Source organism: Pyxidicoccus sp. M6, from assembly GCF_055568925.1.
Genome location: NZ_CM145714.1, coordinates 10,393,331 through 10,416,309, shown reverse-complemented (window position 1 = coordinate 10,416,309; position 22,979 = coordinate 10,393,331). Strand labels below are relative to the sequence as shown.

Annotated in this window: 15 protein-coding genes; 12 read left to right on the top strand and 3 right to left on the bottom strand. The window is 69.5% G+C overall.

Features of this window, described 5'->3' with window-relative positions:
* Positions 1-188 precede the first annotated feature (188 nt).
* From ACVTJA_RS40885 to ACVTJA_RS40850, 8 genes are all read left to right on the top strand, one after another.
* Positions 189-659 (top strand): DUF4150 domain-containing protein, encoded by a 471-nt coding sequence (locus ACVTJA_RS40885; protein ID WP_465828684.1) that lies wholly within the window; start codon positions 189-191, stop codon positions 657-659.
* Positions 660-664: 5 nt separating this feature from the next.
* On the top strand, positions 665-3,196 hold the full coding sequence (locus tag ACVTJA_RS40880; RefSeq protein ID WP_465828683.1) for a TIGR02270 family protein: 2,532 nt from the start codon (positions 665-667) through the stop codon (positions 3,194-3,196).
* 9 nt (positions 3,197-3,205) lie between these two features.
* Positions 3,206-4,048 (top strand): AHH domain-containing protein, encoded by an 843-nt coding sequence (locus ACVTJA_RS40875; RefSeq protein WP_465828681.1) that lies wholly within the window; start codon positions 3,206-3,208, stop codon positions 4,046-4,048.
* Between the two features lie 95 nt (positions 4,049-4,143).
* Entirely contained in the window at positions 4,144-4,662 is a 519-nt protein-coding gene (locus ACVTJA_RS40870) for an imm11 family protein (RefSeq protein ID WP_465828677.1), read from the top strand.
* Positions 4,659-5,441 carry an Imm49 family immunity protein gene (locus ACVTJA_RS40865; RefSeq protein WP_465828675.1) on the top strand — a complete coding sequence of 261 codons (783 nt, stop codon included), beginning with the start codon at positions 4,659-4,661 and terminating at the stop codon, positions 5,439-5,441. The genes ACVTJA_RS40870 and ACVTJA_RS40865 overlap by 4 nt, the downstream gene beginning before the upstream one ends.
* A gap of 246 nt (positions 5,442-5,687) precedes the next feature.
* The gene (locus tag ACVTJA_RS40860; protein ID WP_465828673.1) at positions 5,688-6,515 is read left to right on the top strand and encodes a crotonase/enoyl-CoA hydratase family protein; all 828 of its coding nucleotides are present in this window, start codon (positions 5,688-5,690) and stop codon (positions 6,513-6,515) included.
* 23 nt (positions 6,516-6,538) lie between these two features.
* Entirely contained in the window at positions 6,539-6,796 is a 258-nt protein-coding gene (locus tag ACVTJA_RS40855; protein WP_465828669.1) for a hypothetical protein, read from the top strand.
* Positions 6,797-6,881: 85 nt separating this feature from the next.
* Complete coding sequence (locus tag ACVTJA_RS40850) at positions 6,882-7,922, top strand: prephenate dehydrogenase/arogenate dehydrogenase family protein (protein ID WP_465828666.1); 1,041 nt, start codon at positions 6,882-6,884, stop codon at positions 7,920-7,922.
* A gap of 15 nt (positions 7,923-7,937) precedes the next feature.
* On the opposite strand, the gene ACVTJA_RS40845 is transcribed toward ACVTJA_RS40850, so the two are convergent.
* Together ACVTJA_RS40845 and ACVTJA_RS40840 are read right to left on the bottom strand one after the other, a co-directional pair.
* The gene (locus tag ACVTJA_RS40845) at positions 7,938-8,792 is read right to left on the bottom strand and encodes a hypothetical protein (protein ID WP_465828664.1); all 855 of its coding nucleotides are present in this window, start codon (positions 8,790-8,792) and stop codon (positions 7,938-7,940) included.
* Between the two features lie 28 nt (positions 8,793-8,820).
* Complete coding sequence (locus ACVTJA_RS40840; RefSeq protein WP_465828662.1) at positions 8,821-11,451, bottom strand: U32 family peptidase; 2,631 nt, start codon at positions 11,449-11,451, stop codon at positions 8,821-8,823.
* A gap of 116 nt (positions 11,452-11,567) precedes the next feature.
* On the opposite strand from ACVTJA_RS40840, the gene ACVTJA_RS40835 reads away from it, so the two are divergent.
* The 4 genes from ACVTJA_RS40835 to ACVTJA_RS40820 all read left to right on the top strand — a co-directional run bounded on the left by ACVTJA_RS40835 (position 11,568) and on the right by ACVTJA_RS40820 (position 21,885).
* The gene (locus ACVTJA_RS40835; RefSeq protein ID WP_465828661.1) at positions 11,568-12,368 is read left to right on the top strand and encodes an SDR family oxidoreductase; all 801 of its coding nucleotides are present in this window, start codon (positions 11,568-11,570) and stop codon (positions 12,366-12,368) included.
* A gap of 170 nt (positions 12,369-12,538) precedes the next feature.
* Positions 12,539-18,109 carry a lamin tail domain-containing protein gene (locus tag ACVTJA_RS40830; RefSeq protein WP_465828659.1) on the top strand — a complete coding sequence of 1,857 codons (5,571 nt, stop codon included), beginning with the start codon at positions 12,539-12,541 and terminating at the stop codon, positions 18,107-18,109.
* A 155-nt stretch (positions 18,110-18,264) separates the two neighbouring features.
* Complete coding sequence (locus ACVTJA_RS40825; protein ID WP_465828657.1) at positions 18,265-20,220, top strand: M3 family metallopeptidase; 1,956 nt, start codon at positions 18,265-18,267, stop codon at positions 20,218-20,220.
* A 231-nt stretch (positions 20,221-20,451) separates the two neighbouring features.
* Entirely contained in the window at positions 20,452-21,885 is a 1,434-nt protein-coding gene (locus ACVTJA_RS40820; RefSeq protein ID WP_465828655.1) for a sugar porter family MFS transporter, read from the top strand.
* Between the two features lie 16 nt (positions 21,886-21,901).
* Here the strand turns inward: ACVTJA_RS40820 and ACVTJA_RS40815 are convergent, their stop codons facing one another.
* A complete protein-coding gene (locus tag ACVTJA_RS40815) occupies positions 21,902-22,972 on the bottom strand; it encodes a hypothetical protein (RefSeq protein ID WP_465828653.1) in 1,071 nt (356 codons plus the stop codon).
* Positions 22,973-22,979: the final 7 nt, after the last annotated feature.

Sequence of the window (22,979 nt, the reverse complement as noted above, 5' to 3'; positions counted from 1 at the left end):
AGCCAGGCGGCGGTGCCCGGCTCTCCGGAGCCGGGCCTGCCGGGCTTCATGTGACTGAGGAACGGAACAACCCTCCGCATTGAGCTGAGTCTGCTACCAACGCGACGATGCTCTTTGAGGCACTCGTGAGGCACCTGCCCTCCAGGGCGATTGGCCCCCGTGGAAGCCGGGCGCTAAAATGCAACTCCATGGCAAACACGGTCGGCGTCAACAAGATGTCCGTGGTGACCAAGGATTCCAACGGGGTATCGATTGCATTCCCAGACGTATGCAAGACACCGGGCCCGGGTGGCCCGGTTCCCATACCCTATCCAAACGTCGCCAGGTCCTCTGACACCGATAAGGGTACCAAGCACGTCAGCGTGCAGGGGAACCCCGTCTGTGTGAAGGATTCGAACTTCAGCACCAGCACGGGCGACGAGGCCGGTACCGCTGGAGGCGGAGTCGTGTCGGGGAAGACGAAGGGCAAGGCGGAGTTCGCGAACTTCTCGTTCGACGTGAAGTTCGAGGGCAGGAATGTCGCCCGGGCTCTGGACCTCATGTTCCACAACGACAAGAACACGCCCCCTACGCCCCTGATGCAGCCGCCCGTCGTGGCACTCGGCAAGAGCGATGAAAAACCCAAGTGCCTGACCTGCAAGAACCCCGTGGATGAGTGATTGCCGTGAGTGCGGCTGGCAAGCTCGCCATGGGCTCCGCCCATTCGAAAGCACAGCAGGAGCTTTGGGAGGAGCACCTTGGCGAGGCCGCGTTCCTGTGGACCTTGTGGGAGGGCGCCCTGGTCTCTCCTGCCTATACCCTGGCGGAGCTGGCTGAGGGGCCAGAAGAGCGGCTGCGGGCGCACCTGGATGCCCTGGTACTGAGCGGCTCCCATTCCCGCCAGAAGCTGCTGATGCCAGGCCTTTCCTGCGATGAGGCGGACGTCGTCACCGCCTCGGCGCTGGCCCTGCTCTCCTCGGGAGAGGAGACTGCGGAGGCGGCGGTCCTCGATGCGTTGGAGCAACGCGAGCCAGCTGCGCGCTCCTGGCTGCGCCGGTCGCTGGAGCTGGGCGCCTCTCCGCGCGTCCTGAAATCGCTCTCTCGGCTGCTCGCCTCGCCGGAGCCCGCTGTGCAGGCTGCTGCCCTGGAAGTGGTGGCCTTCAGGGGGGAAGATCCAGGGCCCCTGCCGGGAGAACTGCTTTCGCATCCCGCTCCCCAGTTGGTGGCCGCGGCGCTGAAGGCTGCTCGCATGACCCAGGGGCCTGTTTTCGCGCAGGGTGTCCTCAAGGCACTGGATGCGCCGCACGCCGAAGTACGCACCGAGGCCCTGCTGACGGCGCTGACCCTGGGCCTGAGCCCGGCCTGGCCCTTGTGCAGGAAGCTGGCTGCGGGGCCCACTCCAGATGGAACGGCCTTGCTCCTCGTGGGACTCGGGGGGAACGACTCCGACCTGGAGCGGTTGCTGGAGGCCGCGAGGGCTTCCGGCAGCCGCGCGGAGGCCGTCTGGGCCCTGGGCTTCAGCGGGCGAGTCGAGGCGGCGGAATGTTGCCTGCAACTGCTTGGAGATGCAGCGCTCGGTAGGCTGGCGGCGGAGGCATTCTGCGCCATCACCGGTCTGCGCCTGGCAGGGCCCTACGAACGCGCGCCCCTGGAGCCTGAGCTCCGTGAGGAAGAGGACACCTCGGATGAAGTGGGGGGACCAAGGCCCGAGGACAAACTGCCCCTCGCGGCGCCCGAGGCCGTCCACTCGTGGTGGCGGAAGCACCGAAGCCGCTTCGAGCGCGGCGTGCGCTACCTGCTGGGCAGACCTCTGAGCGTGGCATGGCTCACGGAGGCCATCGAGCACGTGCCCATGCGGCGGCGTCACGTCCTGGCCCAGGAGCTTGCATTGCGCAGCCGGGGACGATTCCTCCTCCAGACCCGGGGCTTCTCCGCGATGCAACGGGCCGGGCTTCGAGTGGGCCTGGAAGGACTGGGGCGGCTGAGCCTGAGCCAGCCCTTCCAGGAACTGCTGGCCATGACAAGGCCTCCTCGCCCAATCCCCATTCCCCAGCGGGGCTCAGACCGCCCGCGACAGGGCGTACGCCCGCATCCGGGGCGGCTGGCCATTACCGGGCTGGGCATGGTCTCGGCTCTCGGTGACGATGTCGTAGCGAGCTGCGCAGCCAGCCGCGCCGGCCTGTCCCGTGTCTCCTCGCTCGGGGAAGCGCAGGTGTGGGACCCCGAGAGCCGGCAACTCGAGCCGGCCCGGGGCATCGCCATCCCCTGGCTCACGGAGGGTTTCTCCAGTATCGGTCGCCTCGCGGTGCTCGCCGCGGAGGCCTTGCTGGACCTGCTCTCGCGAGTCCATCAGGGCCCAGGCTCCCGGTGCGCGTTTTATCTCTGCGCCCCGGGCGGCTACTACCTACAGCAGCAGGATGCGCGGGAAGGCGTCCCGGCCTCTTTCCACGAGGAGCGCCGCGCCATGTGCCAGCAGCGCCTGCTCCCCGCCCTTCTCCGGGCATCGAGGCTCCACACGAGGCTCCAAACGTCCCCCAAGGTGCAGCCCCTCGCATTCGGGGAAACCGGCTTCCTGCTCGCGCTGCAGAACGCGCTCCGACAACTCGAAGCCGGCGCGGTCGACTCCTGCATCATCGGCGGCGTCGACAGCCTGGTGGAGCCTCGCCTCGTCGAAGTGCTCGACCAGATGCGCTTGTTGAAGACGCCGGGCAACCCGGTGGGCCTGCACCCTGGGGAGGCCTCGGCCTTCGTGCGCGTGGAGCGTTGGGACGCTGCCGTCAGGCGTGGGGCCCAGGTCATGGCAACGCTTCAAGCGCCTTGCGTCGAAGCGGAGACATTCCACCGCTTGTCACGCACGCCGGCGCTGGGTGTAGCTCTCGTGCGTTGCATCCGGCGGACGCTGGGCGCGCTCGGCGTCCCGGGGGAGCAGGCGCTCAGGGTCATCGCGGCCCTGAATGGTGACGACTACCGCGCGACCGACTGGGGGCACGCGCTCGTCACCCTGCGCTCGCAGGGCTACCTGGCGGAAGCGCCCACGTGGTACCCCGCCGCCTCCTTCGGCGAGACGGGCGCGGCGGCCGGTTTGCTGGGAATCTGCATGGCGGTCCGTGGCTTCGAGCGGGGCTACCTCCCGGAAGGCGGCGCGCTGCTCTGGGTGAGCGGCGATGACGGCAGCCGCGGCTCGCTCCTGCTCCACCCACCTGAACCCATGGAATGAGGCAGCTCCATGACATCTCAACGGCACTGGCCAGAGCTCCCTGAGGCGGACAAGCACCCGGAGGAGGACGCCTCCACGGGCTGCATCTACAAGCATGTGCCGGGACACGAGAAGAGCCCGACCTATCCAGCCTGCGCCTACACGTACAACAGTGTCGAGGAGTCGGAGAGCGTCTCGCGCAAGCGCTCCCTCTATGAGCTGGACCCCGATGACGGCCTCAGGGGCTCCTGGCGCATCGGCCCCAAACAGCGGCTGACCGCCGCGGAGCGGTTGAAGGGCAAGAGCTTCGCCGAGAAGAGAGCCCGCGGCCCCATGCCCGAGAGCGGAACGAAGGACTCCCACAAGCCTGTCAGTCCCTTGGACGAGAAGGGTGCCTGGAACTTCGGGAAGGGACAGAACTACAAGAGCGAGCTTCGTCCCTTCTTGCATGAGCACCACCACATCCTGCCTGCGGAAACCGTCTTCGATTGTCTCGAAAAGCAGGAGGAACGAGAGATTCTCCAGACTCACATCAAGTACAACATCAACTCCAGGCTCAACATGATCATCCTGCCGTGCACCTGGGATGTGGCCCAGCTCCTGGGGCTGCCCAGGCATAGAGGCCGGCACGGCAAGCAGACTGCCTACGCCGCACGCTGCATCACGGAGCTGAACAAGTTCCGGGCCAGGTTCGACCAGATCAAGAACGAGGGTTGTGAGGGAACCAAGGCCAGGATCGCGGCCGATACCAGGCGGCAGCTCGAGCGAACACAGCAAGAGATATACTGGCTGCTGGTGAAGTGGGGCCGGGCCGAAGCGCTGGCAGGCCGCGGGGCACACATCAACAAACTGCCCATCACCCTCATGATGTAATCCCTCACGCCAGGGTAACAGTGATGAGCCATTTCATCTTCGGAGCTGACGCCACGAAGCCGGAGTATTGCCAGGTTTGGAAGTATCCGAGCGCGATGTCCAATTTCTACAAGCCCACGCTCGGCAAACCCATGGGCACCGAGTACCCGGAGGGATTGAGCTTCCATATGGCGCCTGAGGTCTCCGGAAGCCGCATTGCGGACGTCATTCCCAACACCCTGAGCTACCTGCTGGTGTCCGCTCGGATGAAGGAGCTGCTGGCCCAGCACGCCACCGAGCCCATCGAGTTCCTCCGTTTCACCCTGCTCAACCACAAGGGGCGCGTCGCCAGCGACGAGTGCTACATCGCGAACGTCCTCGGTACGCGAGACTGGGGAGACATGGAGCGGAGCATGGGCTCCAGAACCACTGCTCCGGGCGGCGAGCGGCAGTTCGACCGTCTGCGGCGGCTCTACCTGAAGGACGACCAGGTCGACCCGAAGGCCAACCTCTTCCGTATCTCCATGATGCCCCGGGTGATTCTGGTGCGGGAAGAGCTCAGGGCCTTGATGGAAGCGCAGGGGATGATGGGAATGGTCTTCCATGGCCTGGGGACGAAGGTCGACATCCAATGAGACATGACCCGCTGGAACTGGCGCGGGAGAACTACAGCTTCCAGCTTCAGCGCGCACTCGAGGCGGTTGAGGAAGGCGACGCCACCGCCGAGGACCTGGCCACCATCGCCTTCTCCTACCGCATCCTGGGAATCTGCGCCCTGCTGCGGGACATGGACGGGGAGCAGTTTGCAAGGCTTCTGCGCAAGTCGGGACTGGCCCGCTTGCATCTCCTGCGGCTGGCCAACGCGGGAACCCAGCTCCCAGGCCAGGTGCTGGCCATCAGCAAGGACACGGGCTTTGTCGCCGCGCTGGCCGCAGGGGACCTGGATACCGCGACGCGCATCGCGGAGCGCTCACCCGACGCGTTCCTGGAAGGCGTTGAGTACGAGGAGGACTTCCTCTTCTTCCATTTCCAGCAACGGCTGCTGCGCACTCCCCGAGATGATGCCGCTCTCCGGGGCACCCTCGACCGCTGGACCCGCGCGGTGGAAGGCGAGCCCACCGTCTACCTCTCTGTCTGCCAGGCCTTGCTGGAAGCAGATGATGCCGCGTTCCACTCCACGCTCGGCGAGGTGCTCGAGACGCGAAAGGAGAGCCTCCGGAAGTACCGGAAGCAGCTCGACTTCGACCGGGAGCTCGATGCCACGGAGGGGAAGGTGTACCTCAATGGGCTCGCCCTCGTGCGACTTGCGCAGTCCCGTGGGGTCGCCATACCTGAGCGGCTGGAGCTGATTCCGCGGCTGGCCCGGGAGGCTTCATGTCCCGCGCTGCCAGAGGATGCCTGGCTCAGCCCATGAGATGGGACTGCCTGGCTGCTCCATGCCTGCCATCCTTTGCGCTCATCGATTGAACGTACCCGGGCTAGCTTCAACTCCCCGGACCGTCATCCCCGATGCCGCGTCGCTCCCACGGACGTTGGCGACTTCTGCCAAAGCCAGGGTCGGGGATTGTCATCGTACGCAGGGGCATCGTCGATGCGGTGGCGCGACAGAGGCTGGATTGAGTGAGGTTCCGGGAGTTCGACACTCGCTGAGGAGGAATGGATGGACGGCACGTACAAGTCGCTGCGAATCGAGAAGGGTGAAGGCATCGCCGAGTTGGTGCTCACCGGCCCGGGCAAGGGCAACGCCATGGGCCCCGACTTCTGGCGGGAGATGCCCGAGGCGCTGAAGGTCCTGGACGAGGACGACAGCGTGCGCGTCGTCCTGGTGCGTGGTGAAGGGAACAACTTCACCTACGGGCTCGACTTGATGGGGATGATGGAGTCCCTCGGGCCGCTGCTCACCGCCGAGGGCAACCTCGCGCTGGAGCGCACGAAGCTGCTCAAGCTGATTGGGGAGATGCAGCAGGCCACGGAGGGCGTGGCCCGGTGCAAGAAGCCCGTCATCGCCGCGGTGCACGGCTGGTGCATCGGCGGGGGCATGGACCTCATCGCCGCGTGTGACTTCCGGTACTGCTCGCAGGAGGCGAAGTTCTCCCTGCGCGAGGTCAAGGTCGGCATCGTCGCGGACCTCGGCGCGTTGCAGCGGCTGCCGCGCATCATCGGCGAGGGCAACACGCGCGAGCTGGCCTACACCGGCGGCGACGTGGACGCGGCGCGGGCGCTGCGCATGGGGCTGGTGAATGAGGTGTTCCCCACGCCTGAGGCATTGCTCACCCAGGCGCGAGCCACGGCGCGGAAGATTGCGGACAACCCGCCGCTCGTCGTGCAGGGGGCGAAGCAGGTGATGGAGTACTGCGCGGACAAGTCCACCGCGGACGGGCTGCGGTACGTGGCGGTGTGGAACTCGGCGTTCCTCCAGTCGCATGATTTGACGGAGGCCTTCTCCGCCTTCGCCGAGCGCCGCACTCCACGCTTCCAGGGGCGCTGACCTGCAGTCGGGGAGAACTCCCAATGGCACAGCGCCGGATGTTCGAGTACCGCGTCGCCCAGTCGCAGGAGGGGCGGATTACCTTCGTCAATGGCCAGTGGGCGGGAAGGGTGCCTCTTCCGGAGGCGTCCAAATCTCCCAAGCCCTTCGAGTCTTGCGACGGCCTGCCGGAGTGGCTCCAGGCCGAGGGGCTTCATGGCTGGGAGTTGGTGTCCGTCACCGTCGAGGCAGCAGGCGGGCAGAACCTGACCCGCCTGTACCTGAAGCGCGAGGTGGGCTGACGGGTGGGGGGCTTCCGCCACGGTGGGAGCGGTGAGAGGATCTCCTCATCTCATCATCGTGCACGTGCAGCGGGAGCCTGTCGGAATGACGGAGAGCATCGCGTTGCTGGGGTATGGGCGCTTCGGTCGCGCCCTCTCGGGGTTGCTCCTCGAAGCCGGTGTCCCGCATCGGGTCCATGACCCGCGGCTGGACACGGTGCCTCCGGAGCTGCGCGCGGGCTCGCTCGCGGAGGCGGTGGGCGGCTCGGGCCTCGTGGTGCTGGCCATGCCGGTGGGGGCCATGCGCGCGGTGCTCCAGGAGCTGCGCCCGCACCTGACGCCCGCGCAGACAGTGATTGACGTGGGCAGCGTGAAGGTGCGGCCGGTGCAGGTGCTGGCCTCGGTGCTGGGCCGGGACATCCCCTGGGCCGGGACGCACCCCCTGTTCGGACCCGCCAGCATCGCTCGCGGGGATAGACCCCGGCGCACCGTGGTGTGCCCCAACGAGCTGCACCCGGACGCCGTGCGGAAGGCCCGGGAGTTGTTCGAGCGGCTGGGGTGCGAGGTGTCGGAGATGTCTCCGGACGAGCACGACACGCTGATGGCGCGTACGCACGTGCTGACGTTCTTCCTGGCGCACGGCCTGATGCGCGCAGAGACGGGGAAGGGCCTCCCGTTCGCGCCGCCGAGCTTCCAGCCCCTGGCCCGCCTGGTGGAGTACGCGAGCCAGGAGGTGCCGCACCTGCTCGGCGTGGTGCAGTCGGAGAACCCCTACGGCCGCGACGCGCGCGTGTCGTTGATGGACGCGCTCATGCGGCTGCACCTGGAGCTGGAGGCCACCAAGGCATCGGAGGAGCTCACGGCCCCGGAGCTCCTCCCCACGCCGCCGGGCCTGACGGAGATTCGCGAGCGCATCGACGCGGTGGACCACGAGCTGGTGCGGTTGCTGGAGCGCCGCGCGCGGCTCGTGCAGGAGGCGGCGAAGGTGAAGGCGGAGAGCGGCCTGCCCTTCCCGGACTCGGCGCGCGAGGCGAGCCTGCTGAAGGTCCGGCGTCAGTGGGCGTCGGAGCAGAAGGTGGACGCCGACGCGGTGGAGGACGTGTTCCGCGCCGTGCTGCGCTTCTCGCGCCGGGCGTCGCGGGACTGAGGCGGCGAGGGCGCCTCAGGCGGACACCACGGACGTCGGCTCCATGACGAACAGGTCGCCCGGGTTCTGGAGGAAGTACTCCTCGTCGCGCGCGAGCCGCAGGCGCATCACCGTCTCGCGCCCCGTCTGGAGCGTGTCACCCGCCTTGAAGCGCGCATTCGAGCCGCGCAGGTACTGCCAGATGCGCTCGAACATCATGAAGGTGAACTGCCCCTCCTCGTGACAGTGGGCGAGGCGCGCGAAGTCGGGCAGGCCCAGCAGGTGCGCGCCGAAGGTGCGCATCCACACGCCGGGAGTGCCCTCGACCTCCATCTTCACCAGGCCGCAGAACAGCAACTGCAGCGGCAGCGCGCGAAGGTAGTCGAGCCGGTCCTCGCCAGTGGCGCACAGCGGGGCGATGGGGGCCACGTTGTGGGCGTCGGAGTTGACGACGAGGAAGGCGCCCCGCGAGGCCAGCGCGCCGGTGATGGCGGCAAGCGCCACGTACTGCTCGAAGGGCGAGGACTCCTTGCCCGCGTACCACAGCAGCAGGTGCGAGGAATGTTCGCGCGCTCGCGCCTTGAGCTCCGGAGCGTAGTGCGAGGGCTCGAGGCAGGGCTCCAGCGCGGCGGACGGCATGGGCGCGTCGAAGCCCGCGAGCTGCACCACGTGCTCGCCCCAGTGGATGAGGCCGAGGTGTGCCCCGGCTTCCTTCTCCCAGGGCATGGTCGTGTAGGTGGCCTTGCTCAAGGCCGGGTGCCAGGTGCGCAGCGCGGACTGCACCTGCTCCGGCTCGAGCTGGAGCGGGCCTTCCACGAGGAGCTGGAGGCTCCGCCCGGACCGGGTGTCATCCCCGACGTTCCACTTCAGGGGACGGTTGGACGCACTCATGCCGGGACTCCCTGGGCTGATGAAGGGACTACCGCTGCACGGTGAAGGTCGGGTTGAGGACCTTCATCGTACCCTTCGTCACGCCGAACTGCTCGTGCACCGCCGCGCGGCGCACGGTCTCCGCGGGAGAGATTCGTCCAGCCAACAAATCCTGGTACGCGGACAGCACGCGCGCCGCTTCCTCACGGGACTCGCGGACGAACTCCACGCGGTAGCGCCGCACGCCGCGCTCCAGCAGCCGGGGCACCAGCGACGCCGCGCTCTGCGCCTGCGCGTTGAACACCGTGTTGCGGCAGCCCACGTCCACCACCACCGGGTGCTCCAGTCCCTTGTGGTCCCTCAGGGACACGCGGTGCTTCTCACACGGCCGCCCGCAGCTCCGGTAGTCGCGCCCGTGCGACAGCGTGTGCGAATACACGCAGTGCTCGGTGTGGAACGTCGAGATGTGATGGTGCACCGCCACCGTGAAGCGCTCCGCCGGCAGGTGCTCCAGCATGGCCCCGAGCTGCACCGCGTCCAAATCATGCGCGAAGGTCAGCGTGTCCAGCCCCAGTCCCAGCAGGTGCAGCGCCGACACCGAGTTGGTGACGTTGAGCGAGAAGTCCCCATGCAGCGCCGGACGCGACTCTCCGGGCGCGGGAGGCTTCTCCAGAAAGTGCATCATCGCGCCCCAGTGGCGCACCAGCACCGCATCCGGCTTCAGCTTCGCGATGCGTGCGTCGTAGCCCTCCTCACCGGGCTTCTGCACGCGCACCGTCGCAATCGTCACCTTCAGCCCGGCCGCGCGTGCCCGCTCCACCGCGCGCTGCAGGCCCACCAGCTCCATCCAGTCCAGCTCCACCTCGGGCAGCCCCGCGGCGATGACGGCCTCCAGTTGCTCGTCCGTCCGGCACAGCGGCAACAGTCGTGCTCCCTCGGGCACGGGTGTCGCGACCACGCGCTCGCGCAGCGACGCGCGCAGCCCCTCCAGCGTGGAGCCCTCGTTCACCGTGCGCACCGGGCCGCGCGCCACCGCCTCCGCCAGTTCCGCCACCAGCTTGCGCCGCAGCGCCTTCAGCTCCGACACCGGCAGGTGCAGCCCCGGCGCCAGCGTGGACACATCCAGCCCCGCGAGGTGGAACGGCGTCCCGCCCAGCGCCGCCAGCTTGTCCTTCAAGAGCGCCGCATCCATGCCGCCGCCGCGTGCCTCCGCCAACGGCACCTCGCTCGACATCGTGCACACGTGCCCGCCACGCGCCTTGCCCGTCACCGCCAGCGGCCCGCCGGCCGTGCCGGATACCGCCAGCTCCAACGGCACGCGCCCCTCGGGCTCGCCCTGCGCCAGCAATTCCTCCGTGCGCTTCGCCAGCGAAGGGTCGCTCGTCATCCACACGCGCTGGCCCGGCGCCACGCGCGCCAAGTCAGGCCCCGGGTTGCCGAAGCCCAGCACCCAGCCGCGCCCCTTGCGCTCCACGCGGAACAGCGGCCCGCCCGGCTCGTGCTTGTCCTCGGGGTGGCCCGCGTCGAACACCACGCCCATGCCGGGACGCGGGGACACCTCCGCCGCCACCGGCGCGTCCGTGTCCAGCGGCGAGGACACCTTGCCCTGCGGCGTGTCCGGACGCTCCTGCTCTTGTCCCAGCCCGCCCGTCCAGGGGCGGCCCTCCGGGTCATCCACCACGCGCACGTCGCGCCCGTGCACGGACTCCACGAGGCCCAGGTACATGCCGCGGTGCTTGGGGAAGCGTCCCTCCACCAGCGTCTGGTGGTCCGAGCCCGCGAAGAAGCCGTGCGAGAAGCCCCGGCTGTACGACAGCGTCATGTCCGCGAGGTCCTTCTTCAGTGCCCCCGCGTCGGGCTTCCCCTCGGACACGCCGTCCACCCAGCGCCGGTAGCCCTGCACCGCGGTGGCCACGTACTGCGGACCCTTCTGCCGGCCCTCAATCTTCAGCGAGTGCACGCCGATGTCCACGAGCCGCGGCACCGCCATGACGCCCGCGAGGTCCTTCGGGCTCAAGAGGTACTGCACGTCGCCCAGCTCGCGCGTCTGCCCATCCACCACCAGGTCATACGGAAGCCGGCACGACTGCGCGCATTGCCCGCGATTGGCGGAGCGCCCACCCCACGCCTCGCTGGTGAGGCACTGGCCGCTCCACGACATGCAGAGCGCGCCGTGGATGAAGACCTCCAACTCGATGTCCGTCTCCGAAGCGAGCCGGCGAATCTCCGCCACCGACAGCTCGCGCGGCACCACCACGCGCGTGGCACCGAGGCCCCGGGCGAAGCGCGCCCCTTCCGCGCTGGAAATCGTCATCTGCGTGGAGGCGTGCACCTCCATCTGGGGGCACACCGCGCGGGCAATCAGCGCCACCGCCGGGTCCTGGACGATGAGCGCGTCCACGCCCGCCGCGGCCACCTGGCGCAGGATGTCCTCCACCACCGGCAATTCGGGCTCGAACACCAGCGTGTTCAGCGTCAGGTACGCACGGGCCCCGGCGCGGTGCACGAGCGCCAGCGTCTGGGGCAGGGTGGCGAGCGAGAAGTTCTCCGCACGGGCGCGTGCGTTGAAGCCCTCGTCCAGCCCGAAGTAGATGGCGTCCGCGCCACTGGCCAGCGCGGCCTTCATCGAGTCGAGGTCCCCCGCGGGGGCGAGGATTTCAGGACGGCGACGGGAGGTCATGTCGCGTCCTCTAACACAGCCCCCCAGCCACTGCCGTCCGGTACGCGAAGGCCGTGGCGCGGTGCGGCAGGTTCTGTTCAAGTCGCCGCCTGGTCGCTTCCACAGGAGACGAGTCAATGGCAGATGGCGTGTTCCGGGACGGGCTGCTCGCGGGCAAGGTGGCGTTCATTTCCGGCGGCAGCAGTGGCATCAACCTCGGCATCGCCGAGGCCTTCGTGAAGGCGGGTGCGAAGGTGGCCATCAACGGCCGCAACGTGGAGAAGCTGGAGGGCGCGGTGAAGGGCCTCCAGGCCCACGGCACCGCCATGGGCGTGGCCGCCGACGTGCGTGACTTCGCCGCCGTCACCCAGGCCCTCCAGAAGGTGCGCGACGCGTACGGCGAGCTCGACATCGTCGTCTGTGGCGCCGCCGGCAACTTCCCCGCGCCCGCGCTGGGCATGTCCTCCAACGGCTTCAAGGCCGTGATGGACATCGACGTGCTGGGCACCTTCAACATCAGCCGCGCCGCCTTCGACCACCTGCGCAAGCCGGGCGCCTGTCTCATCAACATCTCCGCGCCCCAGGCCTACCTCCCCATGGCCATGCAGGCCCACGTGTGTGCCGCCAAGGCCGGCGTTGACATGCTCACCCGCGTCCTCGCGCTCGAGTGGGGCGGCTCCGGCGTGCGCGTCAACACCATTACCCCCGGCCCCATCGACGACACCGAGGGCATGCGCCGCCTCGCCCCGAGCGAGGAGGGGAAGCAGAAGATCATCGAGGCCCTGCCCCTGCAGCGCTTCGGCAAGAAGGAGGACATCGCCCGGCTCGCGCTCTTCCTCGCGTCGGACGCGGCCTCCTACATCACCGGCTCCATCATGGTGTGCGACGGCGGCCAGTCCCTCCTGGGCGGCGGCGCCCTCATGGCCGCGCTCATGTAAACCCGTGTCACGACTGGCTGACGGGCACTTCACCGCACCGTGACGTTTCATTGGCGTTGCAAGTTTGCGGTCGTACACTACTTCTGGGAGTGGATTGTCTGGTAGAAGTCGATGCAACCCCGCGCGGGGGGAATTTTCGCGCGGGGTCCTGCCCGCTTCCGGAGACATCCATGTCCCGTCCGTCTTCCTCGCTGGCCCGCCTGCTCGGGCTGAGCGTGCTGTGCCTGGGTGTAGCCCTGGGCTGTGGTGATGAGTCCGACCCACAGCCAATCCCCACCCCGAAGCCGCTGCCTGATGCCGCCGTCTCCCGGGTGGAGGTGAGCCGTGCCTCGCAGGTGGTGGCGGACGGCGAGGACGCCGTCACCATCACCGTCACCGTGAAGCAGAAGGACGGCACGCCCATGGAAGGGCGCACGGTGCGCGTGGAGGTGTCCGGCGACGGCAACACCGTGACGCAGCCGGCGGCGAAGACGAACGCGGAGGGCCGCGCCACGGCCTCGGTGGTGTCTTCCAAGGCGGGTTCGAAGACGGTGACGGCCTCCGTGGACGCCGACGGCGGCGCGGTGGTGCTGGGCACGCGTCCGGTCATCGAGTTCATCGCGCAGCGCCCCACGCGGCTGGCCTTCACCGCCACCGCGCTGTCGGCCACGGCCGGCGCGCCCATCGGAGCGTTGGAGGTGACGCTGAAGGACGGGAAGGGCCGCACCGTGGCGGGCGCCACGGACGAGGTGACGCTGTCGCTGGCCGCGGGCCCGGGTGACGCGACGCTCGAAGGCACGCTGAAGGCGCACGCGGTGGACGGCGTGGTGCGCTTCACCGAGGCGGTGCTGAAGAAGGCGGGCACGGGCTTCCAGTTGAAGGTGGAGGCCGCCGGCCTGGAGGGCGCCACCAGCCCCACCTTCGCCGTCGCTCCGGCCGCGGCCGCCTCGCTGGAAGTCGCGGGCCTTCCGGCCACGGCCACCGCGGGCGCCGGGCAGAGCGCGCAGGTGACGGTGAAGGACGCCTTCGGCAACGTGGCCACGGGCTACACCGGCACGCTGGCCGTGACGTCCTCGGACGCCACCGCCACGCTGCCCGCCTCGCATCCCTTCACCGCGCAGGACGCGGGCCGCTTCACCTTCGCGGGCATCGTGCTGAAGCGCGCGGGCAACCAGCACTTGGACTTCCAGGACGGCGCCGTCGCGGCGCTGAAGTCCCGCCAGGACGTGGGCGTGGTGGCAGGGCAGGTCGCCGCGCTCGCCATCCAGCAGGCGCCCGCCAGCGTCTTCGTGCGCGCGACGCTGTCCCCGGTGGTGGTGCTCCTCCAGGACGCCTTCGCAAACAACGCGGCCGTCGGCGCGCCCCGGGTGACGATGAGTCTGGCGGCGGGCGGCACCGGGCTGGGTGGCGTCCTCGAGGCGACGCCGGTGGACGGCGTGGCCACCTTCTCCAACCTGCACCTGGACGACGAGGGCTCCTTCCAGCTCGTCGCCTCCGCCCAGGGGCTCCAGTCCGCGACCAGCGCGGCCATCGCGGTGGGGGACAACGTGGCCCCCGCGACGCCGGTGCTCGCCGCGGGCGCGTCCACGCCGGACAGCGTCACCGTGACGTGGACCGCCGTGGGTGACGACGGCAACCAGGGCCAGGCGACCTCGCAGGAGCTGCGCTACTCGGTGAGCCCCATCACCACCGACGCCGAGTTCAACGCGGCCACTCCGGTGGGCGGCGTCGGCGCTCCGGCCGCGGCGGGCCAGCCCCAGTCCGCGACGATTCAGAACCTCACGCCCCGGCAGACGTATCACGTGGCGCTGCGCGTGACGGACAACCGCGGCAACAGCGCGCGCTCCAGCAGCCTGATGGTGCAGACGCAGGACCCGGCGGTGGCGCAGCTCGTCTTCACCCCGCAGCCCGCCAATGGCACCGCCGGCCAGCCGCTGGCGCAGGTGGTCGTGGAACTGCAGGACGCCAACGGTGACGTCGCGAGCTCCTCCACCGCGCCGGTGACGCTGTCGCTGGTGGGCAACCCCAACGTGGAGCTGGCCACGGTGTCCGCCGTCAACGGCGTGGCCACCTTCACCGGCCTGCGCGTGGACAAGGCCGGTACGTACCACCTGTCCGCCAGCGCCAACTCGCTGACGAAGCAGAGCAACGCGTTCACCATCTCCCCGGCCGGCGCGCACCATGTGGCGCTCACCGGCCTCGTGGCGCTCGTCACCGCGGGCGTGGCGGGCAGCCTGGAGGTCACCGTGTACGACGCGTTCGACAACGTGGCCACCGGCTACGCCGGGACGGTGCACTTCTCGTCGGACGACGCGCAGGCGCAGCTCCCCGCGGACTACACCTTCGTTCCGGGCACCGACGCGGGTCACCACGTCTTCAACGGTGTCGTGCTCGTCTCGGCGGGCCCCCGTCGGGTGACGGTGGCGGACGTGGGCAATGCGCAGCTCGCGGACTCGCTGGACGTGGAGGTTGGCAGCGACGCGGCGGACCACCTGGAGCTGGCGGGGCTCGCGGAGGATGTGACGGCGGGCGCGTCGAGCTCGCTCGTCCTCAGCGCGAGGGACCGCTTCGGCAACATCGTGACGGGCTACTCCGGCACGGTTCACTTCTCTTCGAATGACGCGCAGGCGGTGCTTCCGGCGGACTACCTCTTCGCGCCGGGTGACAACGGCCAGCACACGTTCCCCGTGACGCTGCGCACGGCGGGCGCGCGTTCCGTCACCGTGACGGAGCAGGGTGGTGGGGGACGGAGCGTCACGGCGAACACGCGCGTGGCCCCGGCCGCCGCTGCCCATCTGAGGCTCCAGGTGTCCACTACCGCGCCGCTCGCGAACGAGCCGGTGAGCGTGACGGTGACGCTGTTCGACGCGTACGAGAACCAGGCCTCGGGCTACCGGGGGACGGTGACGTTCGAGGCGCAGGGGGGCACCGGGGCCAGCCTGCCGGGGAACTACACGTTCACCGAGACAGACGCGGGCCGGCACACCTTCGGCATGACGTTCGCCACCGTGGGCAACATCACCCTGGTGGTCCGCGACGTGGCGGCCGCGGCGCTGCAGGCCAGCGAGCCCATCACCGTGGCGCCGGGCGCGCTCGCGCGGCTCGTCGTGGACCGCACGCCTGGGCCGGTGGTCGCGGGTCAGGGCGTCATCTACACCGTCACCGCGTACGACAGCGCCGACAACGTGAAGACGGACTACACCGGCACGGTGACCGTCTCATCGACGGATGCGAAGGCCGTGCTGCCGGAGCCCTATGCGTACATCCCCGCGGACAACGGCCGGCACGCGTTCGTCGTCATCTTCGAGACGGCGGGTGCGCAGTCGGCGACGTTCCGCGACGTTCCGCGCTCCGTGGAGGGCGTGGACGACGTCACGGTGGAGGCGGGGGCGCCGACGCGACTGGTGGTCGTCAACGCGCCGACGACGGGCTCCGTGCGTCAGCCGCTCGCGCAGCTGCGCGTGGCGCTGAACGACGCGTTCGGCAACACGCCGCGCGTCACCTCGCCGGCGATGACGGTGCAGCTCATCGGCCCCGCGGGCGCCACGCTGGGTGGTACGCCGACGGTGAATCCGGTGGACGGTGTGGCCACCTTCGCGAACCTCTCCGTGGACCAGGAGGGCACCTTCCGCCTCTCCGTGACGGCGGAGAACTCGGGCTTCGCCGCGGTGGAGGCGGAGGTCGTCATCACCGACGACCAGGCCCCCGCGCCGGCCTCCACCTTCTCCGCGTCGCTGGTGGACAACAACACCGTTCGCCTGACCTGGCTGGCCACGGGTGACGACGGCAGCGACGGACAGGCGGCGAGCTACGAGCTGCGCCGCAGCACCAGCCCCATCACCGCGGGCAACTTCGGTGACGCCACTCTGGTTTCCACCAACGCGCCTCAGTCGTCCGGTGCCCAGGAGGCCGCGGTCGTGGGCCTCCCGCCCGCGCAGGCGACGACCTGGTACTTCGGCCTCCGCGTCCTCGACGGCGCGGGCAATGCCAGCTCGCTGGTGACGACCTCCATCGAGGTTCCCGGACCGTGCGGCGGCGTGGTCTGCCAGCCCCAGCCCTCGGAGTGCGCCGAGGACGGCCGGGGCGTCTACGTCTTCACCGCGACCTGCTTCGTCTCCAACGGCCAGGCGGCGTGCGACAACTCCGCCCGGCTCACGGTCTGCGAAGGTCAGGACGCGGTCTGCTTCCAGGGCGCCTGTGGCACGGCGCCTGCGCCGGCCGCGGGACAGTTGGCCATCAGCGAGGTGATGCACTCGCCCGACTTCCCCGTCACCGAGTACTTCGAGCTGACCAACACGACGAGCGGGCTGCTGGACCTCACCAACCTGACCGTCACCTACGATGACGGCGACGGCAACGTGCGGAACTTCAACGTGGAGTCTCCGAACGACCAGCCGCGCGTCGTGGCCGGCGGGGACTCCTTCGTCATCGCCTACGACACGGACATCTTCTCCAATGGCGGAGTCGTCGTGGACTACGCCACGCCCTCCAACTTCATTCTCGACCGCAAGGGGCACCTCACGGTGAGCATGGGCAGCACCGTGGTGGACGACCTCGTGTACACGCTCAACTTCCCGCAGACGGGGAACGCCTCCATGAACCTGTCCTCGGTGGTGGTGGGGACGCCGGCGCACCAGCACCTCTGGTACTGGTGCGACTCCATCGCGCAGCTGCCGGGGGCGGGGGGAGGCCATGGCACGCCGGGGCTGCCCAACGAGACGTGCGACGTGGTCATCAACCCGCCGGTGGACTACTGCGCCATCCAGTTCCCGAAGACCATCGACACGCCCATCCTGGTGAACACGCCACAGACCATCTACAGCCGCTTCTACGACGCCCAGATCTCCAACCGGAACCAGAGCGGCAACGACAACTTCCCGTTCATCGTCGCCGAGCTCGGCTACGGCACGGATGCCAGCGCTCCGCAGAACTGGACGTGGGTGCCCGCGCCGTTCAACGCGAGCTACACCGCGACGTCGGAGCCCAACAACGACGAGATGGTGGGCACGCTGAACATCGGCACGGCGGGCAGCTACCTGTACGGCTTCCGCTACCGCTTCACGAAGGGGCCGGCGGGCGCGGACACCTGGGTGTACTGCGACCAGAACGGCGTCGTGACGGGCACGCCTCAGTACGGCACGGTGACGGTGGTGGCTCCGCCTCCGACACCCATCACCAACCACGTCGTCATCAGCGAAATCTGCGGTGGCAACGGTACCGGCACCGCCTCGACGGACGAGTTCATCGAGCTCCACAACCCGACGAACAGCGACGTGAACATCGGCGGCTGGCTGGTGCAGTACAAGTCGGCCACGGGCACGTCCTATACCGGCACCGTCACCATCCCCGCCGGCAAGGTCATCAAGGCCCGGGGGTACTTCCTCCTCGCGGGCGCCACCTTCAATGGCGGCGGTACGACGGCGGATGTGTCGTACACCTTCGACCTCTCTTCCTCCACCACGGCGGGTGGCCACGTGCGCATCGGCCCGGGGCTCACCACGAGTCCGTCGGACGTGGCGGTGGACAAGGTGGCGTGGGGCACCGGCAACAGCCCCGAGGGCGCGGCGGCTCCTGCCCATCCGGCCGTGGGCGGCAGCCTCGAGCGCAAGGCGGTGTCCACTTCGACCTCGACCACCATGGCGGTCGGCGGCGCCGATGCCGCCCGTGGCAACAGCTACGACACGGACAACAACTCGCTGAACATCGTCACCCGCGCCGTGCGCCAGCCGCAGAACTCGACGAGCGCGACCGAGCTGCCGTAGTCCACTGAACCGTTGAGAAGTCCAGGAGGCCGCATCCGGCACCCACGCCGGGGCGGCCTCCTGCTTTTTCCGCCGCGGAAGGCTGCTGCCCCGGGCATGCATGCGCATTACCCTTGCCGCCCCTACTTATCTGAATCCAGGTTCAGGAGCAGACAGTGCCCGCAGAGACTCTCGTCCCCGACGCCGCTCGCCTCATCACCTGCCCGCCGGCCGAGTTCCGCCGCTCCGGCGAGGAGGCCATCGCCTCGGCCCGCGACGGCATCGCCCGCCTCAAGGCGCTACGCCCTCCGTATGACACGCGGAAGGTGTTGGAGCTCTATGACGAGGCGATGGCCGCGCTCGACGACGCCAGCTCGCGCGCCGCCGTGGCCCGCCATGCCCACCCGGACGCCGCCATGCGCGAGGCCGGTGAGGCGGCCGAGCAGGCGCTCGAGACGCTCATCAACGACATCCGCATGGACCGGGGCGTCTACGACGTGCTCGCCTCGCTGGACCTCTCCAGGGAGGACGGCCCCACGCGCAAGTGGATGGAGAAGGTGCTGCGCGAGTTCCGCCGCGCCGGCGTGGACCGCGATGCCCCCACCCGCGCCCGGGTGAAGGAACTGCAAGAAGAGCTGGTCCGCATCGGCCAGGAGTTCAGCCGCAACATCCGCCAGGACACCCGCACGCAAGCGCTGCCCCCGTCCGCGCTGGAAGGCCTGCCGGACGACTACGTGCGCGCCCACCCGCCCGGCACGGACGGCCTGGTGCGCATCACCACGGACTACCCGGACATCGTCCCCTTCATGACGTACTCGAGGGACGCGAAGGCGCGAGAGCAGATGTGGCGCCTGTTCCGCCTGCGTGGCCACCCCGCCAACGTGGACGTGCTCCAGCGCATGGTGGCGCGGCGGCACGAGCTGGCCACGCTGCTCGGCTACCGGAACTGGGCGGCGTACTCCACCGAGGACAAGATGATTCGCGACGAGCAGTCCGCCGCGGACTTCATCGAGAAGATTTCCGCCGCCTCCGGCGCGCGCATGAAGCGCGACTACGACATGCTGCTGGCCCGCAAGCGCCGCGAGGTGCCGGACGCCCCGCGCGTGGACCCGTGGGACCAGGCGTACCTGGAGGACCGCGTCCGCGCCGAGCAGTACGCGTTCGACTCGCAGGTGGTGCGGCCGTATTACGAGTACACGCGCGTGAAGCAGGGCGTGCTCAACCTGACGGCGCGCCTGTTCGGCGTCACCTACCGTCACGTCCCGGACGCGCCGGTGTGGCACCCGGACGTGGAGGCCTACGACGTCTACGAGGGCGCGGCGCTGCGCGGGCGCTTCTACCTGGACATGCACCCGCGCGAGGACAAGTACAAGCACGCGGCCCAGTTCACCCTCACCAGCGGCAAGACGGGACTCCGCCTGCCGGAGGGCGTGCTGCTGTGCAACTTCCCCCGGCCCGGCGCCGAGCCCGCGCTGCTCCAGCACAGCGACGTGGAGACCTTCTTCCACGAGTTCGGCCACCTCCTGCACCACATCTTCGGCGGCCACACGCGCTGGGCGGGCGTGTCCGGCGTGCGCACGGAGTGGGACTTCGTGGAGGCCCCGTCGCAGATGCTGGAGGAGTGGGCGCGTGACGCCGCGTGCCTGCAGACCTTCGCCCGGCACTACCAGACGGGCGAGCCGATTCCCGCGGACATCGTCGCGCGCATGCGCCGCGCGGACGAGTTCGGCAAGGGGCTGTGGGTGCGCCAGCAGATGTTCTACGCCGCGCTCAGCCTGGAGCTGTACCGGCGCGAGCCGAAGAGCGTGGACGCCACCGCGCTCGTGCGCGAGCTGCAGGGGAAGTACACGCCCTTCCCGTATGTGGAGGGCACGTACTTCCACCTCTCCTTCGGGCACCTCGACGGGTACTCGTCCAACTACTACACGTATATGTGGTCGCTGGTCATCGCGAAGGACCTCTTCACCGTGTTCCAGCGCAAGGGCATGTTGGACCCCGCGCCCGCGCAGGCCTACCGCCGCGAGGTGCTGGAGCCGGGCGGCTCGGACGACGCCGCGAAGCTGGTGCACGCCTTCCTCGGACGCGACTACGACTTCCGCGCGTACGAGGAGTGGCTCAACAAGGCGGCCTGAGCGGGCGCAGCCGACCCTTCCCGGGCGCCTCCTCCCGCGGGGCAGGCGCCTGGCCCGCTCCTCCCCCGGAGCGGCGCTTGCCTCGGTCATTCCCGGGCGCGGTGACGGACGGATGAGCATGCCTGCCCCCGGGCCCACCCTCGGGGAGCCTGCTTCCCGTGCGTGCCGCCTCGCGCGCGAGACCTATCCTGATGGGAGAGGGGCTCGCCCTTTCCAGGGGAGGCGCGACGCATGTCCGAGGTGATGGAAGCCCCCGTGGGCAGGCGGCCGGAAGTCACGCCCAGGGAATCCGCGACGCGGGTCTTCTTCATCACGGTGGTGGCCGCGCTCGGTGGCTTCCTGTTCGGCTTCGACACGGCCGTCATCAACGGCACCGTCGGCGCGCTGCGGAGCACCTTCGACGCGAGCAGCTGGGCGCTGGGCTTGTGTGTCTCCTCGGCGCTGCTCGGCTCAGCGGTGGGGGCCTTCTACGCCGGGCGGCTGGCGGACCACTTCGGCCGCACGCGCACCATGATGGTGGCGTCCGGCCTCTTCGCGGTCAGCGCGCTCGGCTCGGGCTTCGCGTTCTCGTTGTGGGACCTGGGCCTCTGGCGCCTGGTGGGCGGCGTGGCCGTGGGCGGCGCGAGTGTCGTCGCACCGGCCTACATCGCGGAGATTGCGCCCGCCCACCTGCGCGGACGGCTCGGCTCGCTTCAGCAGATGGCCATCGTGGTCGGCATCTTCGTGGCGCTGCTCGGGGACTTCGCGCTCAGCCATGCCGCGGGTGCGGCCGCCAAACCCCTCTGGTTCGACTTCGCCGCCTGGCGGTGGATGTTCTGGACGGGTGTGCCGCCCGCGCTGGCGTATGGCATTGGCGCGCTCATCATCCCCGAGTCCCCGCGCTACCTCGTGGCGAAGGGGCGTGAGCGGGAAGCCCTGGACGTGCTGCGGGACATGCTGGGCGCCGCGGCCCCCCTGCGGCTGGTGGAGGTGCGCGCGTCGCTGCGCGAGTACCGGCCGCCGAAGCACGCGGACCTGAAGGGGCCCCGCTTCGGCCTGCTGCCCGTGGTCTGGGTGGGCATCGTCCTCGCGGTGCTCCAGCAGTTCGTGGGCATCAACGTCATCTTCTACTACTCCAGCGTGCTCTGGCAGGCGGTGGGCTTCTCCGAGCACGACTCGCTGCTCATCACCGTCATCACCAGCATCACCAACATCCTCACCACGCTCATCGCCATTGCCTTCGTGGACCGGCTCGGCCGCAAGCCGCTGCTCCTCGCGGGCTCGCTCGGGATGACGCTCACGCTCGGGACGCTGGCCTTCATGTTCACCACCGCCCCGCTGGACGCGCTGGGCAACCCGGTGCTGCAGGGAGCGCGAGGAATGACGGCGCTGGTGGCCGCCAACCTGTACGTCGTCTTCTTCGGCTTCTCGTGGGGGCCCGTCGTCTGGGTATTGCTGGGAGAGATATTCCCCAACCGCATCCGCGCGCTGGCCCTGTCGCTGGCGGCCATGTCGCAGTGGGTGGCCAACTTCATCGTCACCGCCACGTTCCCCGTGCTCGCGCGCGCGGGGCTCGGCTGGGCGTATGGCCTCTACGCCGCGGCCGCCGCGTTCTCCCTGTACTTCACCCTCACGCGGATTCGCGAGACGAAGGGCCGCGAGCTGGAGCACATGGAGGACGCCTGACGCGCGGGGCGGCGCCTCAGTTGCGTCCCCAGACGCGCGGGGCCTCGAAGCGGAAGAAGCCGCTGGCCTCCTCCTGGGCGATGATGTCCGCCTCGGTGCCGAAGTAGCGCGCGCGCACCTCCAGGAGGCGCGCCTCCAGCTCCTCGCCGGACAGCTCCTTCGCCAACGCCGCGCGCTCCGCCATGTACCGCGCGCCCGCGTCCCAGCGGCCGTCGCGCGTCCTGTCCAGCACGTCCCAGCGCTGCAGCGCCTCCTCGTTCAGCCCCATCTCCTGGCGGATGGTGCGCAGGCTCTTCGAGCGCTCCGCGGGCGTCATGTCCGTCAGCTCGCGCTGGATGGAGGACAGGTCCAGGAAGCGGTTCATCAGCTCCTGCTGGTGCCGGGCGACGTACGCGTCCGACGTCGCGCCGTGTATCTCCTTCAGCCGCTCCTTGTACGCGGACAGCTTGTCCGTGAGTCTGGCGCCCTCCATGGCATCCAGCGCGTGCAGCGTGTCCGCCACGGCCTGGTTCTTCAGCTCCGCGGCCCACAGGTGCTCCGCGATGTCCTTGCCGAAGAGGCGGTTGCGTGCGTCCCAGATGGCGGCGTGGCGCTCCTTCTCGCCCAGGCCGCGCAGGTACGCGTCGTTGTCCTTCACCCACTTCTCGTAGTCCTCGCGGTTGCGGAGCAGCGCGGCCAGCTCCTCGTACCGCTCGGGGAAGTTCTTCTTCAGGAAGCCCAGCAGCTCCTCTCGCCAGCGGTCCGGGCTGCGCTTCTGGAAGTAGCGCATCAGCGCTTCCAACATGCGCATCTGCACGGACGGCTCGTCCAGCCGCGCGCCATAGCGCTCGCGCATGGAGGCCGCGAGCTGTTCCAGCTCCACGTCCGCGTCCGGCTCGGAGGCCTGGGGCGCGGAGGCGGAAGGTGCGCCGGTGGTGGCCACCGGCGCGGAGGAGGGGAGGGCCGCCTGCGGACGGGCACCCGGTGATGCCGCGCGGGACGGCGGCGGCCCCACGGCTGCCTGGCCCGGGGCTGTCAGCCACAGGCCGGCGAGCAGGCAGAGCACGCTCACCACACCCCCCAGCATCATCTTCGTCCGCGTTCGCATCCGGCCC